The sequence below is a fragment of the Rhodococcus sp. USK10 genome (genome assembly GCF_019378875.1).
GTDB lineage: Bacteria > Actinomycetota > Actinomycetes > Mycobacteriales > Mycobacteriaceae > Rhodococcus_F > Rhodococcus_F pseudokoreensis.
The window spans coordinates 7440039-7464143 of record NZ_CP076048.1 but is presented as its reverse complement, the minus strand read 5'-3'; the positions used below and the strand labels follow the sequence as shown (position 1 = coordinate 7464143).

Annotated in this window: 22 protein-coding genes; 8 read left to right on the top strand and 14 right to left on the bottom strand. The window is 67.9% G+C overall.

From position 1 onward, the window contains the following. Positions 1–53 precede the first annotated feature (53 nt). The 10 genes from I1A62_RS40925 to I1A62_RS40880 form a co-directional block, all read right to left on the bottom strand. The gene (locus I1A62_RS40925) at positions 54–1241 is read right to left on the bottom strand and encodes an MlaD family protein (protein ID WP_219457920.1); all 1188 of its coding nucleotides are present in this window, start codon (positions 1239–1241) and stop codon (positions 54–56) included. Then, positions 1238–2287, bottom strand: a complete 1050-nt coding sequence (locus I1A62_RS40920; protein ID WP_219457919.1) for an MCE family protein — start codon at positions 2285–2287, stop codon at positions 1238–1240. Before I1A62_RS40920 ends, I1A62_RS40925 begins: the two co-directional genes overlap by 4 nt. Next, complete coding sequence (locus tag I1A62_RS40915) at positions 2284–3375, bottom strand: MCE family protein (protein ID WP_225858361.1); 1092 nt, start codon at positions 3373–3375, stop codon at positions 2284–2286. The genes I1A62_RS40920 and I1A62_RS40915 overlap by 4 nt, the downstream gene beginning before the upstream one ends. Next, the gene (locus I1A62_RS40910; protein ID WP_219457917.1) at positions 3372–4412 is read right to left on the bottom strand and encodes an MCE family protein; all 1041 of its coding nucleotides are present in this window, start codon (positions 4410–4412) and stop codon (positions 3372–3374) included. The genes I1A62_RS40915 and I1A62_RS40910 overlap by 4 nt, the downstream gene beginning before the upstream one ends. After that, positions 4409–5428, bottom strand: a complete 1020-nt coding sequence (locus I1A62_RS40905; protein ID WP_219457915.1) for an MCE family protein — start codon at positions 5426–5428, stop codon at positions 4409–4411. Before I1A62_RS40905 ends, I1A62_RS40910 begins: the two co-directional genes overlap by 4 nt. Beyond that, positions 5425–6477: an MCE family protein gene (locus tag I1A62_RS40900; protein WP_219457913.1), complete on the bottom strand. Its 1053-nt coding sequence runs from the start codon at positions 6475–6477 to the stop codon at positions 5425–5427. Before I1A62_RS40900 ends, I1A62_RS40905 begins: the two co-directional genes overlap by 4 nt. Beyond that, positions 6477–7337, bottom strand: a complete 861-nt coding sequence (locus I1A62_RS40895; protein WP_219457911.1) for an ABC transporter permease — start codon at positions 7335–7337, stop codon at positions 6477–6479. Before I1A62_RS40895 ends, I1A62_RS40900 begins: the two co-directional genes overlap by 1 nt. Then, positions 7337–8146, bottom strand: a complete 810-nt coding sequence (locus tag I1A62_RS40890) for an ABC transporter permease (RefSeq protein ID WP_219457909.1) — start codon at positions 8144–8146, stop codon at positions 7337–7339. Before I1A62_RS40890 ends, I1A62_RS40895 begins: the two co-directional genes overlap by 1 nt. Positions 8147–8212: 66 nt before the next feature. Continuing rightward, positions 8213–9805, bottom strand: a complete 1593-nt coding sequence (gene fadD5, locus I1A62_RS40885; RefSeq protein WP_219457908.1) for a fatty-acid--CoA ligase FadD5 — start codon at positions 9803–9805, stop codon at positions 8213–8215. Between the two features lie 116 nt (positions 9806–9921). Continuing rightward, entirely contained in the window at positions 9922–10740 is an 819-nt protein-coding gene (locus I1A62_RS40880; RefSeq protein ID WP_219457907.1) for an enoyl-CoA hydratase, read from the bottom strand. 273 nt (positions 10741–11013) lie between these two features. Here I1A62_RS40880 and I1A62_RS40875 point away from each other — a divergent pair, with 273 nt between their 5' ends. Further along, complete coding sequence (locus I1A62_RS40875) at positions 11014–12249, top strand: TetR/AcrR family transcriptional regulator (protein WP_219457906.1); 1236 nt, start codon at positions 11014–11016, stop codon at positions 12247–12249. Between the two features lie 61 nt (positions 12250–12310). On the opposite strand, the gene I1A62_RS40870 is transcribed toward I1A62_RS40875, so the two are convergent. Further along, complete coding sequence (locus I1A62_RS40870; RefSeq protein ID WP_219457904.1) at positions 12311–13225, bottom strand: oxygenase MpaB family protein; 915 nt, start codon at positions 13223–13225, stop codon at positions 12311–12313. A gap of 18 nt (positions 13226–13243) precedes the next feature. Beyond that, on the bottom strand, positions 13244–14785 hold the full coding sequence (locus I1A62_RS40865) for an aldehyde dehydrogenase family protein (protein ID WP_219457902.1): 1542 nt from the start codon (positions 14783–14785) through the stop codon (positions 13244–13246). Positions 14786–14944: 159 nt separating this feature from the next. Between I1A62_RS40865 and I1A62_RS40860 the strand changes: the two genes are divergently transcribed. Together I1A62_RS40860 and I1A62_RS40855 are read left to right on the top strand one after the other, a co-directional pair. Further along, positions 14945–16087, top strand: coding sequence for an acyl-CoA dehydrogenase family protein (locus I1A62_RS40860; RefSeq protein ID WP_219457901.1), 1143 nt, complete (start codon positions 14945–14947; stop codon positions 16085–16087). Between the two features lie 47 nt (positions 16088–16134). Further along, positions 16135–16830: a GntR family transcriptional regulator gene (locus I1A62_RS40855; RefSeq protein ID WP_124394554.1), complete on the top strand. Its 696-nt coding sequence runs from the start codon at positions 16135–16137 to the stop codon at positions 16828–16830. Positions 16831–16857: 27 nt separating this feature from the next. Here I1A62_RS40855 and I1A62_RS40850 read toward each other — a convergent pair whose 3' ends face one another. After that, on the bottom strand, positions 16858–17793 hold the full coding sequence (locus I1A62_RS40850; protein WP_219457899.1) for a triacylglycerol lipase: 936 nt from the start codon (positions 17791–17793) through the stop codon (positions 16858–16860). A gap of 231 nt (positions 17794–18024) precedes the next feature. Between I1A62_RS40850 and I1A62_RS40845 the strand changes: the two genes are divergently transcribed. The 4 genes from I1A62_RS40845 to I1A62_RS40830 are packed head-to-tail and all read left to right on the top strand — an operon-like array spanning position 18025 to position 22407. Next, on the top strand, positions 18025–18462 hold the full coding sequence (locus tag I1A62_RS40845) for a chorismate mutase family protein (protein ID WP_219461702.1): 438 nt from the start codon (positions 18025–18027) through the stop codon (positions 18460–18462). Further along, complete coding sequence (gene pabB, locus I1A62_RS40840; protein WP_206005526.1) at positions 18462–20534, top strand: aminodeoxychorismate synthase component I; 2073 nt, start codon at positions 18462–18464, stop codon at positions 20532–20534. Before I1A62_RS40845 ends, pabB begins: the two co-directional genes overlap by 1 nt. Further along, positions 20531–21451, top strand: a complete 921-nt coding sequence (locus I1A62_RS40835; protein ID WP_219457897.1) for a prephenate dehydrogenase — start codon at positions 20531–20533, stop codon at positions 21449–21451. The genes pabB and I1A62_RS40835 overlap by 4 nt, the downstream gene beginning before the upstream one ends. Next, entirely contained in the window at positions 21448–22407 is a 960-nt protein-coding gene (locus I1A62_RS40830) for a diiron oxygenase (RefSeq protein ID WP_219457894.1), read from the top strand. Before I1A62_RS40835 ends, I1A62_RS40830 begins: the two co-directional genes overlap by 4 nt. 52 nt (positions 22408–22459) lie before the next feature. On the opposite strand, the gene I1A62_RS40825 is transcribed toward I1A62_RS40830, so the two are convergent. Continuing rightward, on the bottom strand, positions 22460–22945 hold the full coding sequence (locus I1A62_RS40825; protein ID WP_206005529.1) for a carboxymuconolactone decarboxylase family protein: 486 nt from the start codon (positions 22943–22945) through the stop codon (positions 22460–22462). 156 nt (positions 22946–23101) lie between these two features. Between I1A62_RS40825 and I1A62_RS40820 the strand changes: the two genes are divergently transcribed. After that, complete coding sequence (locus I1A62_RS40820; RefSeq protein ID WP_124396595.1) at positions 23102–24037, top strand: RNA polymerase sigma-70 factor; 936 nt, start codon at positions 23102–23104, stop codon at positions 24035–24037. Positions 24038–24105: the final 68 nt, after the last annotated feature.

The window sequence follows — 24105 nt, the reverse complement described above, 5'->3', positions numbered from 1 at the left end:
CCCGCACTCGCATCGTGCGGGTTCAGAAGACTCTCCTCGGCTCGTGCACGGACCTAGCGTGGGGTGTGCCCCGTCAGCGGGGGTTCGATGACCAGCGGATCGTCCGCTGCGGGTGGTCCGTAGACACCGCCGTTCCTGGTCGCGTTCTCCTGTCCGAGGTCGTCGGGCCGTGGGACGTTCACGGCGCCGCGCTGCTCGAGGTACTGCTGCGACTGGCAGGTCCAGTCCAGGGCCGGCGTGCTCGGTTCCGCGTCGGTCACCAGACGGCGGGGGGCGTCGTACACGCACATCGGCCCCTGCGTTCCGACGAGGAGCAGGTCGGCGAGCCCACCCTTCTCGATCGACGCGATCTTCGGTAGCGCGCCGGGCATGATGGTCAGGCCGTACTCGAGGGAGGGGGTCCGGTCGCCGAGGATCTCGGTGGGGAGAACCAGATTCGCCATCAGGGCGCCCAGGGAGTCGCGGTTACCCGACAGCAGTGCGTCGAGGCTCGCCATCGTCTGCGGCGACCGTCCGAGCAGGTCTACGAGCGCGGAGTCGTCGGCGCGTAACTGTTCGAGCACGCTGCGCGCGGTGCTCGCCGATTCCGGCAGGGCGGCGGTGAGGCCGTCCACCGTGTCCAGGAGCGGCATACCCTTGTTCACGATGGCCGACAGTGCGTCGGTGCGGGTTTCGAGGGTCCGGGCGATCTCGGCGGAACCGTCGAGCATGTTCTGCAGGTCGGGTCTCGTGCCTCCGAAGGCGGTGCCGAACGTGTCCGCGAGCGAGGACAGGGCGGTGACGTCCATCGAGTTCACGAGGTCCGTGGTCTGTACGAGCGTCGCGTCGAGCGATCGCGGAATCCCCTCCTGCGGGACGTCGATGAGGTCCCCGTCGGCGAGGTACGGCGGGTCCGCGCTGTCGGGCATGATGTCGAGCGCCTGGATTCCGATCGCGTTCTCGGTGGTGATCTTCGCGGTCGACCCGGCGGACACCTGTGTGCCGGGATGCAGTTCGATGCCGAGGACGATGCCGGTCCCCTCCTCGTTCACGTCGACGGAGCTGATCTTTCCCACCCCGACTCCCCGGTAGTTGACGGATGCGCCCTGCGCGAGACCGGCGGCGTGGTCGAGGCGGGCGGTCAGATGAATGGGGTCTCCGAACGTGTCCGGGCCGGTGACGTACCGCAGCCCGAACAGGATCGCGGCGACCGAGATGACGAGGAACAGCACCAGCTGCGCCACGACGTGGCGTGTCATCATCGGACGCCTCCGCCGAGTACCTCGGGCAGCGTGCGGGCTTCGGGCACCGAGAGCGGGGCCGAGCCGGTGAGCAGTTTCGCGATGACGGCGGTGACGTCGAACGTGCCGTCGAAGGTCGTGTAGTCACCGGGTGTGGCCGCGGCGAATCCGCCGAGGAACGTCGCCACCGAGTTCAGGGTGGGGGCGAGTTCCGACTCGAAGCCGTCGAGAGCGGCGAGCACGGTCCCGGCGTCGCCGATCTCGGTCGACAGTGCGGGTCCGGCACTGCCGAGGAGGCGTTCCGCCTCGCGGCTGAGCCGGGACGCCTCCCCCATCAGTGCGGTGATCTGATCTCGTTGCGACACCAGGAGATCCACCACCGGCGCCAGGTCGGTCATCGCCCGGTCGAGGACCGGTTGGCCGGCGGCGAGTTCCGCCGCGAACGCGTTGGACGCCACCATCGCCCGGTCGAGTTCGTCCCGGTGGTCGTCGACGACGCCCAGCGTGTCGTTCAGCATGTCCACCAGTTCCCGGATCTTGTCGGAGCGTCCGGTGAAGGCGACGGTCAATTCGTTCATGATGGCGTGTATCTGATCGATGCCGCTGCCGTTGAGCACCGTGGCCAGCGCAGCCAGTCCGCTCTCGATGTCGGGGCCGCGCGACGTCTGCGACAGCGGGAGCACGTCGCCCTCGCTCATCGGTCCGCCCGCCGCGTCGGCGACGTCGAGTCGGATGAAGGGATTGCCGAGGGCCGTGGGCAATTCGATGCGTGCCGTCGCGTCCCGCGGAATCGGGACGTCGTCACGGATCCGCATCTCGACCTCTGCGGTGAAATCCCGGGTCGACACGTCCGAGACACGGCCCACCACATCCTGTCCCACCCGGACCTCGACGCCGGGCACGACACGGTCGACGCCGTCGAACTGCGCGGTGATCTCGTAGGACCGACCGTCCGGTGAGCGGCCCACCGACAGTTCCTGCAGGCTCAGCGAACACCCGGCGGCCGGCAGCGTCGCGCCGATGATCAGCGCCGCCGTCAGCGACGTCGTTCTCGTGCGGATCGTCATCGTCCTCCGACCATGAGTTCGCGCAGCCCGAACGGGTCGGACATGCTGGGCGGAAACTGAATCGGGTTGGTGATTCCCGCTCCACGGCAGAGGATCGGATCCACCACCGCGCAGAGCGGGGACGTCGGCTCGGCCTGCGCCAGGTTGGTGGAGATGTTCAACCGGATGCGGGCACGCTGGTCGGGAGTGACCGCGCGCTGGATGTTGTCGATCAGCAACGGCACCAGGTCCATGATCTCGGCGAGGTCGGTGTCGTGTTTCTGCAGCACTTCGCTCACCCCCGCCAGATCGTCGATGCCGGCGGCGATGTCGCCGCCCCGGGCGGACACGAGTTGGTCGATCTGATTCAGCAAGGCGGACAGCTGATTCACCGTGTCGCCGATCGCGAACTGCTGCCCGGCGAATTCGTCGCCGATGGCGGTGAGCGAACCGGCGAGGGAGTCGACCTGCGCCTGACGTGCCGAGATCGCGTTGACGAGAATCTCGAGGTTGTCGACGAGCGCTCCGACGTCCGCGCTGTTACCCGCGATCACCGAACTCGCCTGCGACAGTGTGCGGATGGCGTCGTTCATCGCGGGACCGAGCCCGTCCGTGGACGCCGCGGCTGCCGAGATCGCGGCGCCGGCGTCGCCGCCGTCGGGGCCGAGTGTCTTGACCACGGTGTCGACGCTGTCCATCAGCTGGTCCCAGGTGATGGGCGAATGACTGCGTTCGGGAGGAATGGTCTGCCCGCTCTCCAGCACCGGACCGCCGGTGTACGCGGGACCCAGTTCGACGAAGCGCTCCCCGATCGCGGAGGACACCAGCACGTACGCGTTCGCGTCGGCGGGCACCACGACGTCGGACGCGATCGACATCGTGACCATCACCGTCGCACCTCGCGGTTCGACGGACTCGACGGTGCCGACGGGCACGCCGAGCACGGTCACCTCGGTGCCGGGGAACACGCCGTTGACGTAGGCGAACTCGGAATGGACCACGGTGGAAGAGGTGCGGAAGATGAGCAGCCACCCGGCCACGACGATCGCCGTCACGAGGGCGAGTGCGCCGCCGATCCCGGCGATCCGGCGTGCGGTGCCCGCGTTCACGAGCACCCCGTGATCAGTCCGACGACGCAGAGCAGGTTGTCGGCGATCACGGCCGACGGCGCCGACACGTCGGCCCAGTCTCCGTTGCCGGTCGCGTTGACGAGCGCCCTCGCGGCCGGTGCGCCCGTGGTGAGCAGTGCGTCGAGGTTGGTGAGGTTCGCGTCGAGTCGTTCCGTCACCTGCCGCGCGTTCGCGAGCAGTGCGTCGAGTTCGGCGGTGTTCTCCCCCAGGAACTGGGACGCCTGCGCGATGAGAGCCCGGAGGTCGTCGACCATCCGGTGGATGGCTTCGCGCCGGGTGGCGAGTGTGGTCATCACGACGTCGGCGTTGCCGAGCAGGGTGGTGAGCTGATCCTGCTGACCGACCAGCACGTCGGTGAGGGTTCGTGAGCTGTCGAGCAGTTGCGTGACCTGATCCGCGTTCTTCGCCAGGATCGCGGACGCCGCACTCACCCCCGACAGCGCCTCCCGGTTGAGTGTCGCGTCCTGTGGCATCGTGTCCGTCACCACGGTGAGCATCTTCTGCAGTCCGCCGAGGTCGAGGTCGTCCGCCGCCTCGATCGCGGACGAGCCGATGTCGTCGAGCGAGTACGGAACGCTGGTGCGGCTCAGGGGAATCACCCCGTCGTCGCCCAGGTCGCCGGGCCCCGACGGTGACACGTCCAGGTACCGCTTGCCGAGGATGGTCGACAGCTTGACGCCTGCGGACGTCGTCGACCCGAGGTGACGCGCGCCGTCGAGCCGGAAATGCACGACCACGTGATCGCCTGCCAGGTCCACCGCGGTCACCCGGCCGGCGGGCACCCCGGCGACGTACACGTAGTCGGAATCGGTCAGGCCCGCGGCGTTCGCGAGTTCGGCGGTGTAGCCGTCGGTTCGCACACTGAAGCTCACCCGCGGGATCACGAGAACCAGGGCCAGCGCCAGCGTCGCGGCGAGGATTCCCACGATTCCGACGATCAACGGGTCGACGGGCCGCACCCGCTGGTTTCCGGCCAGCGCGTCCCAGACGTCGCGCGCCTTCGCGGTGACACTCATTGGCAGTACCTCGAATGCAGGTCGGGACCGAGGGCGCCTTCGCGACCGTCGACGTTGACGATGAAGGTGCACAGGTAGATGTTGAGCCAGGAACCGTAGGAGCCCGAGCGGTCGACGGACGAGAAGAACTGCGGCATGGCCACCATCAGGTGATCGAATTCCGGGTCGGCACCGACCATCGCCCCCGTCAGAGATTCGAGTCGGTTCACCGTGCGTCCGAGTTCCGGAACCCGCCCGTCCACGATCTGCAGCGCCGAGCGGCTCACCGCCGCACTCTGATCGAGAGTGTCCATGAGAACCTCGTTCTTCTCGGCGAGCATCCCCGTGAACTGGGTGAGGCTGTCGACGAGGTGCGACAGTTCCGGACCGCGGGCCGCCGCCGTTCCCACCACCACCTCGAGGTTCGCGATGAGATCCCCGATCAGCTGATCGTGATTCGCGAGGTTGCCGGTGACGTCCGCGACCCTGCGCAGCAGCGTTTCCATGCTCGTCTTCCGGCCGTCGAACACGGCGACGACCTCGGTGGCGAGTTCGTTGACCTGCTTCGGGTCGATCGCGTCGAACAGTGGCTTGAATCCGTTGAAGAGACTGGTGAGATCGAGTGCGGGCGACGTCCGGTCGAGCGGAATCGTGTCGCCCTCCGCGAGGGTGCCCTCGTCGCCCGGCGACCCGGCCGCGAGATCGAGATACCGGATCCCGAGCAGGTCGCCGTACCGGATCGCGACGGTCGTGTCGGCGGGAAGAGTCTGATCGCGCTGTACCTCGAAATTCACCAGGGCGGTTGCGCTTCCGGCATCACCGTCGACGATGTCGACCGAAGCCACCCGTCCCACCCGCACACCGGCGATGGTGACGTCGCTGCCGGGAGTCACCCCCTGGGCGTCGGTGAACAACGCCTTGTAGGCGACGGTCGGTCCCTCCACCGGCACCCGCAGTGTGTTCATTACGAGGACCGCGGAGAGAATTCCGAAGACGGCAAAGACCGCCAGTTTGATTGCCGAGTTCCGGACGCTCATCCTCCGCCACCGCCCCCGCAGTTCGGTCCGTTCAGGCCGGGGTACCGCGGGCAGTCGGACGAGGTGTAGGGCCGTGGGTTGGACAGGTCGGCGGCGACCCGCACCGCGAACTTGCCGGTGGAAAAGACCGCGGCGCCGGCCTCACCGAACGGACCCGCCTCGTCCATGGTCGCCCGCAGCAGGTCGGACTTGCCGGCCATGGTGCCCAGGGTCGGTGAGACGTTCAGTGCCACCGCGATCATGTTGTCCGCGTTCTGCTCCAGGACGTCGCCGGTATTCCTCGACACGACGAGGGAGGCGGCGAGGAAACCGGTGAAGCTGTCGGTGTTCTCGACGAGAGTGTTGGACAGCGACACCGCCGCGTTCATGGTCGCGAGGACGTCGGGTGCGGCCGTCGCCAGCTGTTCGCTGATCCGGGCGATCTGCGGCGCGCGCTCCGCGACGGAGTCGACGAGAGGCGCGGTCGACTGCGCCACCGTGTGGAGGCTGTCGATGGTCTGCCCCAATTGTTCACCGCGCCCGCGCAACGCGTCGGCGACCGCGCTCAGCGCGGCCTGCATCTGCTCGGGCTTCACCCGGGACACCAGGTCGTAGACCTTCGAATACAGGTCGTACATCTGGACGGTCTCGGCCGACGTGTCGGGTTGCAGCCGGGCACCGGCCTCGAGCCGCGCTCCGCCGGTTCCCGCGGTGGACACCAGCTCGACGGTCTGGTCGCCGAACAACGTGCGGGGCACCACCCGCACCTGGACGGACGCCGGGATGTGCTGCATCTGTTCGGGGCGGAGACTGATGTCCATGCCCGTCTCGTCCTGTCCGGGGTCGACGCTCGACACGGTGCCGACCGTCGCGCCCTTGTACGACACGGTGGTGTGCGCCTTCACCGCGCCGGCGTCCGCCGGAAGCGTCGCCGTCACCACGGGGTCGGTGACGATCGCGCCGGTGCCGAAATTGACCAGCAGCGCCGATCCGAGCGCCAGGACCGCCACTCCGATCACGCCCCGCACCGCGAGGGCGCCGTTGCCCGGACCTCCCGGGCGACCGCGCATCACGGCAGCCCCAGGGCGGGGGCGGACGGGACGAGGCCCCACAGCGTGAGGGTCAGCAGCAGATCGACGATGCCGATGGCGAGGATGCTGGTGCGCAACGCACGCCCGGCCGCCCGGCCGACGCCCTCGGGCCCGCCGTACGCGTGGTACCCGTACGAGCAGTGCACGAGCGCGATGATCGTCGCGAACACGATCGCCTTCACGAACGAGTACGCGACGTCGGTGGGGGTGAGCATGAGATGGAAGTAGTAGTCGTAGGTTCCGGCCGACTGCCCGCTGAAGGTGACGATCACCAGTCGCGAAGCCAGATAGGACGACAGCAGTCCCACGACGTACAGCGGCACCACACAGATCAGGCACGAGACCAGCCTGGTGCTCGCGAGGAACGGCAGCGACGGGATCGCCATCGCGTCCAGCGCGCTGATCTCCTCCGAGATGCGCATGGCGCCGAGCTGTGCGGTGAACCCCGTGCCGACCTTCGCGGCGAGCGCGATGCTGGCGATCACGGGCGCGAGTTCACGGGTGTTGAGGATCGCGGACAAGAGCCCGGACAGCGAACCCATGCCGAGCAGGTCCAGTCCGCGCAACCCCTCGATGCCCACCTGCGTCGCCGCGACCGCGGACATCGCGAAGACGACGCCGATCGCTCCGCCGCCGGCGAGCAGGGTCGCACCGCCGAAACTGATGTCGCCGATCTGCCGCATGATGTGCCGCCAGTACTTCACGACGGCGAGGGGAACTGCGGCGATCACGCTGCCGTAGAACGTGAATTCCCGGCCCAGTCCCGTCATCAGCCCGAGGGGCTGACGGACCCTGGCCCGCACCCAGTGCGCTGCGGGCCATCGGGTACTCACGACCATCAGTAACCACCTACGGGGACGACGAGAACGGAATAGAGCTGACTGAGCACGGTATTGACGATGAACACGAGGATGAAGGCCAGCACCACGGCCTCGTTGACGGCGTCGGCGACACCGCTGGGTCCGCCCTTCGCATGCAGGCCCTTGAAACTGGCGACGAGCGCCGACGTCACCGCGAACGCCATCGACTTGACGAGGGCGACCACGAAGTCCGACAGCCGCGTGTACTGGGACAGCGCCGCGAGAAAGCTTCCCGCCGAACTGTTCTGGACGACCACCTGGAACAGGAAGCACGCCGATACTCCGACGGCGGTGACCATGGCGCAGAGTGCGACGCCGACGAGCACCGCCGCGAGCACCCGCGGAACCACGATCCGTTCGATCACATCGAGTCCGAGGACCTCCATGGCCTCGACCTCTTCGCGGATCGTGCGGGAGCCGAGGTCCGCGCAGATCGCGGATCCGCCGACCCCGGCCAGCATCAGCGCACAGACCAGCGCGGACGCCTGCCCGACGATCACGAACCCGACGACCGCCCCCGTGTACCCCTCGGCGCCGAGCTGACCGGCGAGGCTGCCGATCGTGACGGCGATGAGGACTCCGATGGGGATCATCAGCAGCAGGGCCGGCGCCGACGTGACCGAGGCGATCCGCCACGCCTGGTCCAGCAGTTCCCGCCAGGCCAGTTTGCGCCGCACCAGAACTCGTACGGCGGCCACCGTCGTCGCGATCGAGAACCCGATGAGCGCACCGACTTCGTTGGCGAAATGGCTGACGGGCCCTTTTGCGGGTGGCAGCTGGAATGTCACGCGGTCCTCCCCCGGTGCCGGTCACCCGCGATCGGTGACCGGCGTCGAGCAGTATGGGAATCGGGGTCAGACGACCGCGACGTCGTTCGCGCCGTAGGCTTTTCGAAGCTCACCCTTGACGACCTTCCCGCTGGCGTTCCGCGGGAGGGCGTCGACGACGACGACGTCCTTCGGATGCTTGTACCGGGCCAGTTTGCCTTCGAGCCACGCGGCGAGTTCGTCGACCGTCAGATCGTCTCCGTCGTCGTCGAGCGCCACGATCGCGACGGGCACCTCGGTCCATTTGGGGTGGGGCCTGCCGACCACGGCGGCCTCCCGGATCCTCGGATGCCCGAACAGGACGTTCTCCACCTCGGCGCAGTAGATGTTCTCGCCGCCGGAGATGATCATGTCCTTCTTGCGATCCACCACGTAGACGAAGCCTTCCTCGTCCTGCCGCACCAGGTCGCCCGAGTGGAACCATCCGCCGGCGAACGCGTCCGCCGTCGCGGCCGGGTTCTGCCAGTAACCCTGCATCATGGTCGGGCCGCGGTACACGATCTCGCCGACGGTGCCGGGGGCGACGTCGTTCATCTCGTCGTCGACGATCCGCGTCTGGATGGTCGGGACAGGCTTGCCCACCGAGCCCAGCTTGCGGATCGCGTCGTCGCCGTCGAGCACGCACGTGATCGGGGACATCTCGGTCTGCCCGAACACCGCCACGACGAGAGCCTTCGGGAACGTCTGCGCCATGGCGCGCAGCACGGTGTCCGATGCGGGTGCGGCGCCCCAGCTGATGACGCGGAGGGCGAGGTCGCGGCCCGCGGCGGTGGGATCGGCGCACACGGCCTGCCACTGCACCGGAACGAGGAACACCGTCGTGATGCGCTCGCCCTCCCACACGTCGAGCATCTCGGTGGGGTCGAACGCCTTGAGGGGGTGGATCACGGTGGTGGCGCCGAGCATCAGCATCGGGGCCACCGAACCGAGAGCGGCGACGTGGAACACCGGGGACGCGAGGAACCCGACGTCGTCGCCCCTGTCGTAGCGCATCGCCCGGATGCAGGTGATGGACTGCCCGACCATGTTCGAGTGCGACAGCACCGCACCCTTCGGCGTTCCGGTGGTGCCGGAGGTGTAGAGGATGAGCGACGGGGTGTCCTCCGGCAGGTCGACGGGGGCGAAGGCCGGACCGCCTTCCGCGACGAGGTCCTCGTAACCGAGAGCGTCGCCCTCGGTGTCCGCGCCCATGACGATCGCGAGGCCGAGATCGGGAACATCCTGCCGCACAGCGGAAACGAGGGGTGCCAGCGCGGGCTCGGTGAAGACGGCTCGGGCACCCGAGTCCCGGGCGATGAAGGCCACCTCGGGCGGTGTCAGGCGGAAGTTGACCGGGACCGCGATCGCGCCGAGCGCGTTGATCGCGAGCACCGCCTCGAAGAATTCGGTGCGGTTGAGCGTGAGCAGCAGGACGCGGTCGCCGAAGTTCACCCCACGCCGGGAGAGCGCGCCCGCGAGGGCTTGCGAGCGCTCGTGCAGTTCGCGCCACGACGTGCCCTGCCCGAGATGGCGGAACGCGGGATGGTCGGGCTTCGTCTGCGCGTGGGTGGCAACCCAGTTGTTCCAGTGGTTGCGGCGGGATTGCAGTGGCTGCGTGAGCGGCTCGCTACGTGATGACATGTGGTGGTGGTCCCTTCGCTGTACTCGAGTTCGCCCCTCGGGCCCCACACGGAGGCTGTGACGAGTATTACAGATGTCGACGTCGATCGGAACAGTCTTGTTAACCGCAATTCGCATCAGCTTCGAAAGTTCGGAGCACGTTTCGTGAGCATCGCCGCGACCCCTTCGGCAAAGTCCGGCGACTGGAGCAATTCGGTCTGGCCGGCCTTCTCGCGGCTCAGCGCCCGGTCCAGTTCCGTCAGCGTGGTCGCGGTGAGAGCCTGCTTGGTCAGCGCGACAGCCCGCCTCGGACCACGTGCCAGCCTCGCCGCGACTGCGTCGACGTGGGCCGCGAGGTCGCCCGCCGCGAGCACACCGGCGATCAGGCCCTCGTCCGCCGCCCGGTCGGCGGGCAGCCGTTCGCCGAGCAGCGCCATCCGGGTGGCCCTGGCCCTGCCGATCGAGGCGGCGATCAACGCACTGGATCCGCCGTCGGGCATGAGCCCGACGTTGACGAACGCGAGGAGCAGGTACGCGCTTTCGGCGGCGTACGTCAGGTCCGCCGCCAGGGCGATGGACGCCCCGACCCCGACAGCCGCGCCGCCCACCTGGGCGATCACCGGGATCGGGAGGTCGACAATCGCGCGGATCACGCGATTGGCGGAATCCATCACCACCTCCGGCGACGCCGCCCGGCCACCCGCAGTGGCCGCCGCCGCGAGATCCGCGCCGGTGCAGAATGCCGCGCCCGCACCCGAGAGGACGACGACGCGGACGGCGGGATCCGCCGCCGCGCCTTCGAGCACGTCGCCGAGTGCGGTCATGTGAGCCAGATCGAGCGCATTCATCCGGCCGGGCCGATCGATCGTGATCCGGAGGATCCCGCCGTCCACGACCACCCGGAGACCGCCGGCTGCGACGGCGGGGATGGTCGACAGTTGCCGTGGTGCACTCATGAAGCCAGTACCTCCGAGGGAATCGACCTGCGAGGCCGGAAAGGCGGGGCTATGGAAGAAGCCATTGCCGCACGCGAATTGCTGTTAACTTATTGGTGTCGTTCGGTACGTGTCAATACCTCTCGGAACACATTCCGCACTGTCTTGCTGGTGATTCATCGAGACGCCGGGCGAACACCCCGGTGCGCGGGGACCATCCGAGGCTCATCGGTGCGGGAGTCTCGGTTAAGATGACCGGCAGAGGAACTGGCAGACGACTGCCCACTACTGGAGGTGACCGTGGCCCGGACCAGCACGGCGGCCGGTGCCGCCACCGACCGGCCGATCCGCCGCCGCCCCAAGAATCGCAAGGCCCAGATCGCGAACGTCGCAGCCGAAGCCTTCAGCGAGCGCGGCTACCATGCGGTCGGTGTCGACGAGATCGCCGCCACCATCGGCATTTCCGGCCCCGCTCTGTACCGGCACTATCCCAACAAGTACGCCCTGTTCGTCCACGCCGCGACGACGACGGCCGACGCGCTCCAGGCCACCGCGGACGGCGCACTCGACGGCGTCGCCGAACGCGAACCCGGCGACCGCCTCGAACACCTGATCGCCGCCCTCGTCGCCAACAGCATCGAGAACCGCAAGATCGCCGGACTCTACCGCTGGGAGGGCCGGTACCTCGAGGCCGAGGACCGTAAGCGGATTCGTGCCGTCTTCGTGCACGTCACGCAGTGCGTGGCCGCGCCGCTGCGCGAGATCCGCCCCGAACTCACGGCCGTCGACGCGACGACGCTGGGGGCGTCGACGCTGAGCGTGATCGGCAGCATCAGCGCACACCGGACCACCCTCGCCACCCGCAGACTCGACACGCTCCTGAAGTCGGCGTGCGGGTCGATCCTGAACGCGACACTCCCGCCCGCCGTCCCGAATGCGGGCAAGGCCGCCGTCAGCACGGTACGGGGACTGGCCGTGACATCCAAGCGCGAATTGCTGATAAACGAGGCCGTCAAGATCTTCGACCGGCACGGCTACCACGACTCGAGCATCGAGGAGATCGGCGCCGCCGCCGGCATCAACGCGTCGAGCGTGTACCGCCACTTCCCCAGCAAGGCAGACCTTCTGGCGTCGGTGTTCTACCGCGCGTCCGACCGGCTGGCCGTGGCCACGTCGGCGGCTCTGTCCACCGCCACCGACCCCGAGGACGCCCTCCGCAAGCTCGCCGAATCGTACCTGGAACTGTCGTTCGGGAACCCGGAAGTGCTGTCGGTCTACTTCGCGGAGATCGGGAACCTCCCGAAGAACGAGCGCGCCAACCTCCGTAACGTGCAGCGCCTGCACGTGGAGGAGTGGGTCCACCTGGTGACCGCCGCGCGGTCCGAACTCTCGGCGCCCGAGGCACGGTTCCTGGTGCACGCGGCGCTCGGACTGGTTCTCGACATCGGCCGACTGGTCCACTTCGACACCCGCGAGGAGTCGCGCGCCCGTCTCCACACCCTGATGACGGCCGTGCTGCTGGGACATTGAGCCCGGCCCGGGCGGTGACTTGAGCCCGTGTCCCTGAGCGAATCGCCCAGGGACACCGTTCTCATGCGGCCCGTCGGCGATATCCCTTTAGCGTGTCGTTGTCCGCGCCGAGATCGCGCGGGCTGTAGCCCACCGGGTATCCGGGGTAGGTCCGGTTGCGCGGATCGCGGGCGGCCTTCGATTCCCGCCGTGGCGGCAGGAGCCGCACGAACCGAGCCCGGATTCGCAGCGCACGTCGGGACGCGCCCTGCAACCAGTGCGGCGCTGCGGGAAACCCGAACGCCGCCAGCATCATCGGGTCGAGGAGGGCGTAGACCCCCTGCGCGACGAGCGGCCGCAGTGGCGCCGGAAACCAGGAACAGAACAGATTCAGCGTGTAGGTGCCGACCCGATGGTTGTCGGCGGTGTACCGGAAGTGCTTCCGCTCGTACTCGGCTTTGAACCGGTAGAAGTCCTCGAAGGTCTCGGGGATGTTCCTGATCCCCATGCGAACCCCCACCTGACGGTAGAACTGGAAGCACGCAAGACGCTCGTTCGGGGTGAGCCGCCGCCACCCGAAGCGGTCCATCCAGTCGATCGGCTCATAGATGAAGGTGGTCAGCACGTACAGCATGTCGTCGTTGTCGATGTCGTACTTACCGTGCATGCGGTTCACGACGCGCAGCGACTCGATGCCGCGTTCGGAGTCGTAGCCGTGCTCGACGAGTTCGGCCATCAGCAACGCGGTGTCGTCGTACCGCTTCTGCGGTCGCTTCTCGAACTCACCGGTGCGCTGCAGCAGTTCTGAAATCGTGGGGACGCAATACGTTCGGAACAGCGCGAACTCGAGGGACCGCTGGTAGTCCCACGGAAACTCGTAACCGGCCGTGATGCGATGGATCTCCTGGTGGTCCAGGACCGGGTCGAGTTCCTCGATCCGGCGCTGCCAGCCGTGCCTGCCCCGCGGAACCCCGCCCGGCGTGGTCTTCGTCAGCATGTGAATACCCTCCCGCGATCAGCGTCCGTGCCGGTTCTTCAACATCCAGGCGGAAATCTTCATGTCCCGCGACTTGCGCTGCATGGTCAGCAGATTCAGCGGCGCCGCGAACTTCTGCCTGGCGATGGACTTGACCCGGCTGAATTCCCGCAGCCCGTCCGCCCCGTGAATGCGGCCGAAACCCGAGTCTCCGACACCGCCGAACGGCAACGCCGCGACACCGGCGAATCCGAGCACCGACCCGATCGTCACGACGCCTGCCCTGAGCTTCTCGGCGGCCTGCATCGCCTTGGTCGCATCCTTGGTGAAGATGGACGCGCCGAGACCGAACGTCGTGCCGTTGGCCTTCGCGACCGCCTCGTCGAGGCTCGCGACCTTGTTGACGACCACCGTGGGACCGAACGTCTCCTCGCGGATCGCGGTGCTGTCCTCGGGAACGCCGGTCAGCACGATGGGCCCGACATACCCGTCCGCGATGGAGTCGAGTCCGCCGACCACGGCGGATCCGCCCTTGTCGAGTGCGTCCTGGACGTGGCTGCGGACCACGTCGGACTGGCTGGTCATCGTCATGGGGCCGTACGCCGCGTCCCGCGGCCCCGGGCGCAGAACCTTCGACTTCTCGGCGATCAGCCGGACGAATTCGTCGTAGACGGAGTCGACGACGTAGATGCGCTCGACGCCCGCGCACGTCTGCCCGGCGTTGCCCATCGCCCCGAACACGGCGAAACCGGCCGCCTCGTCCAGATTCGCGTCGGCGTCGACGAGCATGGCGTCCTTACCTCCCGCCTCGACGACCAGCGGGGTGAGCGTTTCGGCGCAGGCGGCCATGACCCGCTTGCCGGTGGCGGCAGACCCGGTGAAGGCGACCTTGTCGACGCCGGCTGAGACGAGGGCGGAACCGGTCGACCCGTCGCCGGTGACCACCTGCAGGACAGGCTGATTGGGGATGAGCGCCTTCCACTTGTCGGCGAGCCACACCGCGACCCCGGGGGTCAGCTCACTGGGTTTGAAGACGACGGTGTTGCCCGCTGCGAGCGCGTAGGAGATGGATCCCATCGGCGTGTAGACGGGGTAGTTCCACGGCCCGATCACACCGACCACACCCACCGGCTCGTACCCGACGCTGCTGGCCTGGTTCGCGCTGACCAGACCGGACGGCACCTTGCGCCGCTTCAGGACCTTGCCCGCGTTCTTCGCCGCCCAGTCGAGATGCTCGATGGCGAGCATCACCTCCAGGAGCGCGTCGTCGTAGGGCTTGCCGGTCTCGGCCGCAACGAGCGCGGCGAGTTGCTCGCCGTCCCGTGCCATCGACTTCTTCCAGTCCAGGAGCCACTGCTTGCGGCCGTCGAAGCCGAGGGCGTTCCACCACTGCGCGGCGGACCGGGCCGCGTCGACGGCGGCGCGCACCTCCCTCTCCCCCTGGATCGGGTACTCGGCGAGGACGGTGCCGTCGCGCGGGTCCAGGGACGCGAACGTCTTCGGCGCCGGCTCCGCCGGCCCCGTCGGAGCCGTGGGCTGAGCGCCTGCCGTCGTCTCGGTCGTCTCCGCCTGCTGTGGCATGGTCGATATCCTCCCTCGCGGTCACATCAAATATATGTGATGTGATGTAATGTAGTGGACATCACAGTATGCGGCTGACCCCATCGCGGCAAGCCCCACACAGTCACCCCCGGCCGGCCTGTTCGCCGGCCCCCGTCACCCACGAGGAGCTCCCCGGACATGAGCGTCGAATTCACCAGTGAACAGAAGGACTTCGCGGCGGCGATCGCCGATTTCTGCAAGCGCGAGAGCGGCACCCGCGAGCAGCGCGACAGGCTGACGAATCACGGCGAGCACAACCACAATCAGGACCTCTACGAGAAGATGGCGAAGCTGGGCTGGCTGGGAATCACCATCCCCGAGGAGTACGACGGCTCGGCCGCGAGCCACATCGACATGTGCATCCTGCTCGAGGAAGCCGCCAAGGGCATGGCGCCCATCGGCGGAATCGGGCCCACGCTGATCACCGGCGGCGCCTACGCGAAGTTCGGCACCGACGCACAGAAGGACGTCGTGCTGCGCGGCATCGTGGCAGGCCGTTCGCAGTCCATCTCGATGTCCGAGCCGGAGGCCGGTTCCGACGTCGGCAACCTCAGCACCCGTGCAGAGAAGACCGCCGACGGCTGGCTGATCAACGGCCAGAAGACGTGGTGCTCCAACGCGCACTTCGCCGACAACATCCTGCTCGTGGCCCGCACCGGGCGCGGCGACGGCAAACACGAAGGCCTCACGATGTTCCACGTCCCCGCGGATACCGCCGGACTGAAGATCAGCGGCATCGACACGATGGGCGGCAAGGAGGTCAACGACCTCTACTTCACCGACTGCGTCCTCCCCGAGGACGCAGTGGTGGGCGAGGTCGGCAACGGCTGGCGCCAGCTGATGACCGGACTGAACTTCGAACGCCTGATCCTCGCCGCCATGATGCTCGGCACCGCGCAGCGCGCGTTCGCCGACACCCTCGATTTCGTCACCCAGCGCAAGCAGTTCGGGCGTCCCGTCGGATCGTTCCAGGCGCTGCGCCACCGCATCGCCGATCTGGCGACGGAGATCGAGTGCTGCAAACTGCTCGTGTACAGCGTCGCCAAGGACGTCGACGCGAACCCCGGCAAGATGCTGGCCCGCGAAGCGTCGATGGCCAAGCTGAAGGTCACGGAGACGGCGAAGAAGGTCGCGCTCGAGGGCATGCAGATGATGGGTGGGTACGGCTACGCCACCGAGTTCGACATGGAGAAGCACGTCCGCTCCACCATCGTCTCGAGCATCTACGGCGGTACCAACGAGATTCAGCGCGACATCATCGGCAAGACCTACGGCTTGTAAACATCCACTGCGGTTTATGCTGGTTTGCCGCATCGAAGGAGTTCTCCATGGCATCGCCCTCCGTGTCACGATCCCCAGCGGGCCGCACCCTGCGCCGCCGACCCCAGTTGTCGGACGACGTCGCCGTGCACGTCCGCAACCTGATCATGTCCGGGGGCGTTCGCCCGGGTGACTTCATCCGCCTCGACGAGACCGCGGCGGACCTCGGGGTCAGCGTCACACCCGTCCGCGAGGCGCTGCTGACCCTGCGCGGCGAGGGACTCGTCGAACTGGTTCCCCACCGCGGCTACGTGGTCGCCCCGCTCAGCCGGGACGACATCCACGACCTCTTCTGGTTGCAGGGCCAGATCGCCGAGGAACTCGCGGTCCGCGCGACGCGGTCCGTCACCCCGGAGGTCGTCGAGGAGCTGACCGCGATCAACGAGAAGCTGCGGCGGGCCGTCGAGGACGGCGAGGCCGACCGCATCGAGGATCTCGAGTTCTCGTTCCACCGGGTCATCAACCACCTCGCCGACGCGAGCAAGCTGTCGTGGTTCCTGCTCAGCGCCACCCGGTACACGCCGGTGCAGTTCTATTCGTCCGATCCGGCCTGGGGCGAGTCGGCGGTCGCAAGCCACCGGCGCCTCATCGCCGCGCTCGCCGACGGGAAGGCCGACGTGGTCGGCGCCGAGAACAAGGCCCACTTCATCGACGGCGCCCAGCGACTGGTCGCACATCTCGACGAGGTCGGCATCTGGGACTGACCCGCGCCGCCGAGCACCCGCGCCGGGTCAGCACGGTGCGGGGTTGCGGTCTCCGTAGGCGGGGTCCAGCGCCCGCTGGATGATGTACACGGCCCGCGGATCGGTGGTCAGCTGGCCGTGGTCAGCGGTGTTCGTCTCGCAGCCGTCCTGAAGCCAGATGTTGTGCACGGTGGCCCACGGGCCTGCCGTCAGGAACGTGTTCTCCGGAGGGGTCGACACGGTGTCGCTACGACTGGCGACCACGGTGTAGTCGATACCCGGGTCGGTGTCGCCGGCCGCGTTGAGGAGCTGCAGGAAGGGCGAGCCCACCATCTGCTGGATGTAGGACGGCCCGACCGCGACACCGGCGAGCGTCGTGACCGGCACACCCAGTGCCTGCGCGATCGCACCGAGCGACTGGACGTCCCCGAAGCTGGTGCCGTGGTTGGTGGCGCCGAGCGTGACGAGCGAGTGCACCTTGTTCAGCGCGGGGTTCGCCCGGTCCGCGCCGCCTTCGAATCGCAGGTACTGGCGGGACACCGTGCCGCCGAGCGAATGCCCGATCATGTCGACCTGCGGAGCGCCGGTGGCCGTGCGGACCAGCTCGACGAACCCGGCGAGCTGCCGGGCGGACTCCTCGATGTCGGCGCCGCCGAACATGCGCATCATGTTGCCCTTGGTCAGACCGGCGGCCTGTCCGTAGTTGAGGGCGAACACGCAGTAGCCCTCCGCACTGAGCGCCGGAGCCAGGTCCTTCCACGTCCCCACCATGCCGGTCCAGGTGCCGTGCACCAGCACGACGGGACGGGGATGCGCCGCGGACGGCTTACAGTTCCAGTCGTTGGCCCCGGGAAGCACGGACGGATCGACCACGGGCGCGGGTTCCGCTTCCACGGGATCCGCTGCCGCCGGTGCCGCACTGCACAGCATCACGATGCCTGCCAGCACGAACAACAGAGCCCTAGTGGCCGACGATATACGCATATTCCTCGTATCCTGAGTGTGCGGAAATAGACTTCAGGTTACGTTAGCCAACCGTCCATCAAAGTCTCAACCTGAGATCGAGACTCCCGGGGGTGATAGCCCACCAGGTTCGTTTTCGGCCGATCGACCACGGCCCTCCCGGCCATCCGGAAGGCTCATGGAAACGAACCACCAACGACACACGATAGTCGGGATGAGAAAGCTACTGCCGATCGAGTGAGTGGGGCGATTATGTACTTCTCCGTAGAACAGCGGAACGGCGACGATTCCGGAGAGCATTCTGACGCCTCGGCGCAGCACGCACTCGAGAGTCTGCGCGTGGAACTCGACGCCGTCGACGCGACCCTGCTCGAGACGGTCCGGCAGCGTTTGGAAGTGTGCCTGCGGATCGGCGAACTGAAGCGCCGCGAGCACATCGCCATGATGCAGCCCGGACGGATCCACATCGTCCACGAACGGGCGCGTCAGTACGCCGACAGCCATTCCCTGTCCCCGGAGTTCTTCGACTCGCTCTACGACCTCCTCATCGCCGAGACGTGCCGGCTCGAGGACCTCGTGATCAATGCGGAGGCCGTCGACGAGGCCCCCCGCCGGGGCGGCAACCACAACGGTAGCCACAACCACCAGGTTCGCCACAGTTCCGTGCCGTCTGCGAATGTCGAGTCGTGATGAGTACCCGGACGCTGCTGGTCGACAATTACGACTCGTTCACCTACAACCTGTTCACCCTGCTGGCCGAGGTGAACGGCGAACCGCCCACCGTCGTGCACAACGACGTGGAGTGGAGTTCGATCCCCTGGTCCGACTTCGACAACATCGTCATCTCCCCCGGGCCCGGCCGGCCGGACCGCAAACGCGACTTCGGGATCAGCGCCCGCATCATCAGGGAGACCGAACTCCCGGTGCTCGGCGTCTGTCTCGGTCACCAGGGACTGTGCCAGCTGTTCGGCGGCAACGTGGTACTCGCGCCCGAACCGATGCACGGCCGCGTGTCGCTCGTCGACCACGACGGTTCCGAACTCTTCGCGGGCATACCGTCACCGTTCCCCACGGTCCGCTACCACTCGCTGATCGTCGAGGATCTCCCCGGCGATCTCGAGGCCACCGCCTGGACGGCCGACGGTCTCCTGATGGGCGTCCGGCACCGCACTCGTCCGCTGTGGGGCGTCCAGTTCCACCCCGAATCGATCAGCACCGCGTTCGGCCACGAACTGCTCGCGAACTTCCGCGACCTCACGCAGACGCATTCCGGGACACCCACGCACGGATCCCTGCTCAGAATCCCGATCCCCCACGCGCCGTACGTGGTCCAGCAGGTGCGCGTCGACCACGAAGTCGACCCCCGCACCACGTTCGAGGATCTGTTCGCGTCCGGACCCAACGCGTTCTGGCTCGACGGGACGTCGGCGTCGGAACCCACTTCGCGATTCACGATCATGGGCAACTGTTCCGGCCCGCGCGCCGAATACATCACGTACGACGTCAGCGAGGCGATCGTCCGGATCACGCGGGAGGGGTTGCCGGTCGAACAGGTGCACGCACCGTTCTTCGACTACCTCGAACGGCAACTGCAGGCACGGTCGGTGCCGGGCCTCCCGGGTGTGCCGTTCGGCCTCGGCTACGTGGGGTACCTCGGCTACGAACTGAAGGCCGAGACCGGTGGCACCGCAGCGCACAAGTCCCCCACCCCGGATGCCGCACTGGTATTCGCGGACCGCGCCGTGGTCATCGATCATTCGAACGAGCGCACGTACGCGCTGTGCCTGAGCGATCACCAGGACGATCCGGAGTTGCGCCGCTGGCTCGACGAGATGGAAGCGGCGCTGCACCGGCTGGCCGAGCCGGACCACCCGACGACCGCGGTGCCGCCGATCCGGAAACCGGAGGCCGCTGAACTCGCCCTGCGCCACGACCACGACAAGTACCTCGACCACATCGCGACGTCGCTCGGTGAGATCCGGACCGGCGAATCCTACGAGGTGTGTCTGACCAACATGGCGACGGTGGACCAGTCGATCAATCCACTGCACACGTTCGAACTGCTCCGCTCCATCAGTCCCACGCCGTACAGCGCCTACCTTCAGTTCGCCGGGCTGTCCGTTCTCAGTGCCTCCCCCGAACGGTTCCTGAGGATCGGCGCGGACCGGGTGGTCGAGTCCAAACCGATCAAGGGGACCCGTCCGCGCGGCGCCACCCCCGCCAAGGATGCGGCGCTGCGGCAGGACCTGCTCGACAGCGAGAAGGATCGCGCCGAGAACCTGATGATCGTCGATCTGACGCGCAACGACCTGGCCCGGGTGTGCGTTCCCGGCTCGGTGCACGTTCCGAAGCTGTTCGACGTCGAAACGTACGCGGCCGTGCATCAACTCGTCTCGACCGTGCGCGGAACCCTCAGTGCCGACGCCTCCGTCGTCGAGTGTGTCCGTGCGGCCTTCCCCGGCGGATCGATGACGGGCGCCCCGAAGATCCGGACCATGGAGATCATCGACCGGCTCGAGTCCGGGCCGCGCGGTGTGTATTCCGGTTCGATCGGCTACTTCTCCCTGACGGGGACGGCCGACCTGTCCATCGTCATCCGCACGATCGTCGCCACCGACACCGAGGTGACGTTCGGCATCGGCGGTGCGATCACGGCGCTGTCGGATCCGGAGGAGGAGTTCGACGAGGCAATGGTCAAGGCCGCCACCATGTTGCGGGCGCTGTCCGTGACAGCAGACCGGCCGAACGAGATCGGGCAGTGAACGTTCCGGCCGCATCCGCCAGGACCGTCGCGTTGATCGGCGGTTCGGGCGATGTCGGCCGGATGCTCGCCGATCGGCTCCGCGCCGCCGGAAACACCGTGCGCACCGTCGATATCCGGTTCACCGACCGGTCCGACGCGGATCAGGTCAAGGGCGACGTCACCGACCCGTCGCCGGAGCTACGGGCGGTGGTGCAGGCCGCCGATGCGGTGATCCTGGCGATACCCGAAAGCGTGGCGCTGGAGTCGATTCCGTTCCTCGTCGCGGAGTTGCCCGAGCACGCGCTGCTGGTCGACACGCTGTCCGTGAAGTCCCGATTCGATGCGGCACTGCGAGAGAGCGCACTGCGGGGCGGCGCGGTGGGCATCAACCCGATGTTCGCCCCGTCCCTCGGACCGGAGGGCCGCCCCGTCGCGGCCGTGACCTACCGGGCCGGCCCCGGGGTCGAGTGGTTCCTGTCGACCCTGTCCGGCTGGGGATCTTCGGTGGTCCGTCTGGACGCCGAACACCACGACCGGCTCACGGCAGCGACCCAGGCACTGACGCACGCCGGCGTCCTCGCCTTCGGCCTCGCTCTCGCGGACCTCGGTGTCGACGGCGGCGAACTCACTGCGGTGGCCACCCCACCGCATCTCGTCTCACTCGCGCTTCTCGCACGGGTCGGCGGCGGCGTCCCCGAGGTCTACCGGGACATCCAGGCCGGCAATCCCTTCGCCGGCGACGCCCGCCGCGCGCTCGCCGCCGCGCTCACCACCCTCACCGACACCGTCGAGCAGGGCACAGACGACGATTTCGCCGCGCTCATGTCCCGCGCGACGTCCCCGCTCGGCGACCGGAGCGAACCCCTCGCCCGGCTGTGCGCCGACCTCTTCACCGATCTCGTTCACCGACAGCCGCGGAACGGAGATACGTCATGACGACCCAGAACATTCCCTCGCTCCCGGAGTACGACCCGTCCGATCCGGTGGAGAGCGCCGTCGTGACGCGGCTCGCCCGCAACTGGGGGCAGCGGGCGACCGTGAAGAAGCCGGAACCGGACCTCGACGCGCTGTTCGACCTCGGCAAGCAGGACTACCCGAACGAGTTGCTGCCCTTCGCCGATCACGACCGGTTCCTCCGGATGGGTGAGGAGCAACGGAACCAACTGCGGGCGTGGGCCTGGATCGCGTTCAACAAGAACGTCATGGACATCGAGCAGTACGTGGTCAACCCGGGGTTCGACCTCGTCGCGCACGACGCCCTGGACACCGGTCTCGGAGACACGTTTGCCGTGGCCGTCCACCAGGCCATGGTGGACGAGCAGTACCACACCCTCATGCACCTGAACGCGAGCGCGGTCACCCGTCGGCAACGCGGTTGGGCGATGCCGAACAATGCCCTGCCCGACGTCCTGACGTTGCGCCGCCAGCGCGCGGCGACGGCCGAGGCCGCCGACCCGAGACAGCGGGCGATCACGACGTTCGCCTTCATGACGGTGGCGGAGATCTCGATCAGCTCCTACCTCGACCTGATCTCCGAGAACGACGTCATCCAGCCGGTCAACCGGGCGACGGTTCGGCTGCACAATCGCGACGAGTATTGTCACGCCTCCATCGCCGACGACATCGCGGGCGTCGTCTACGACACCCTGAACCCCGGCGACCGGCGGCTCTTCCTCGACGGGCTCGTCGACGCGATGACCGCCTTCAGCAGCAACGACTACTCGACGTGGCACACCATCGTCGACATCCTGGACCTCGACGGCGGTCAGGCGATGATCGACGACGCCGAACACGACACCCGCCGATCCGCGCTCGTTCAGGATTTCGGTGGCATCCACAAACTGTGCAAGCACCTCGGGGTCGCGGGCGAGATGTCCTACGAGTGGGCCTGACTCCGCGAGGAGGTCGACTCTCGCAGGGTTCGCCCGCGCCGACCCCTGCCGATCAGCTCGTCATGCTGGCGAACATCCCTGGCTCGTAGGTACCTGCCGGGTTGCGCACGATCACGTTGATCCGATTGGCGGCGTTGATCAGGGCGACCAGGCAGACCAGGGCCGCGATCTGGTCGTCGTCGTAGTGCTTGCGCACCTGGTCCCAGGTGTCGTCGGATACGCCGTGGTGAGCGTCGGCGAGCCGGGTTCCCTCCTCGGCGAGCGCGAGCGCGGCACGCTCCGCCTCGGTGAATACGGTGGCCTCGCGCCACGCGGCGACCAGGTTGAGCCGAACCGGGGTTTCGCCGGCGACCGCGGCATCCTTCGTGTGCATGTCGGTGCAGAAGCCGCAGCCGTTGATCTGGCTGGCCCGGATCTCGACCAGCGTCCGGGTGGCCTTCGGCAGCGGCGACTGGTCGATCGCCAGGGCGGCGCCCGCGAACCGCTTGCCGAACTTCAGGGCGATCTCGTTGGCGAAAAGATTGAATCGGGCGTCCATGACTTCGTCCTCACTCGTGGTGTCGTGTGCTGCACTGAACGAACATGAGATGCCGGCCGCCCGATTTCCGTGACAACCGCTCCCGCCCGGTTGTCACAGAACGGCGGGTCCCGGTGTCTGGTGTGTGACACCGTCGAGAACGAAGAGGAGCCACCCATGGCCGGCACGTCGCAGACCACACCCGACGATCGGGGCGGGAGCAGGGATGCCCGTTCGGATCCCGCCACCGAGGCGTTCGTCACCCACCGCAACCTGCTGTTCACCGTCGCCTACGAGATGCTCGGCTCGGCCGCCGACGCGGAGGACATCCTGCAGGAGACCTGGCTGCGGTGGGCGGGCGTCGATCTGGGCACGGTGCGGAATCAACGGGCGTACCTGGTGCGGATCACCACCCGCCAGGCGCTGGTCCGGCTGCGCACGCTCGGCAGGCGCAGGGAGTCCTACGTCGGACCCTGGCTACCGGAGCCGTTGCTGACCGCGCCCGACGTGGCGGAGGACGTCGAGTTGGCCGACAGCGTCTCGATGGCGATGATGCTGGTGCTGGAGACGCTCGCACCCACCGAGCGAGCGGTGTTCGTGCTGCGTGAGGTGTTCGATCTGGAGTACGGGGAAATCGCGGCCGCCGTCGACAAGAGCACGGACGCCGTCCGTCAGATCGCGCACCGGGCGCGGACCCACGTCGCGGCGCGCCGGCCGCGGGGCGTCGTCACTCCGGCCGAGTCCCGGGATGCACTCGACGCGTTCAAGCGGGCGCTCGAGACAGGCGACCTGCAGAGCCTGCTCGACCAGCTGGCACCGGACGTCGTCCTCCTCGGTGACGGCGGCGGAGTCAAGCAGGCCGTGCTGCGACCCATCGTCGGGGCCGACAAGGTGGGCCGCCTGCTGGCGGCCGGCCTGCCCCGGATCGGCGGCGAGGTGTCCGTCGAACCCGTGCAGATGAACGGCTCCCCCGCGCTGATCGTCCGGCTCGACGGGGAGATCGACGACGTCGTGGCCGTGCGGATGGACGACGGCCTGATCACCGGGCTCTACATCGTGCGCAACCCCGAGAAGCTGTCGCGGGTCGAGCGGGAAACCGCGGTGAGCCGCTGAGGCGGACCCCCTGAACCGACGATGCCCGCGGCGGGAAGGCGCGGAGCCTTCCCACCACGGGCGCTCGG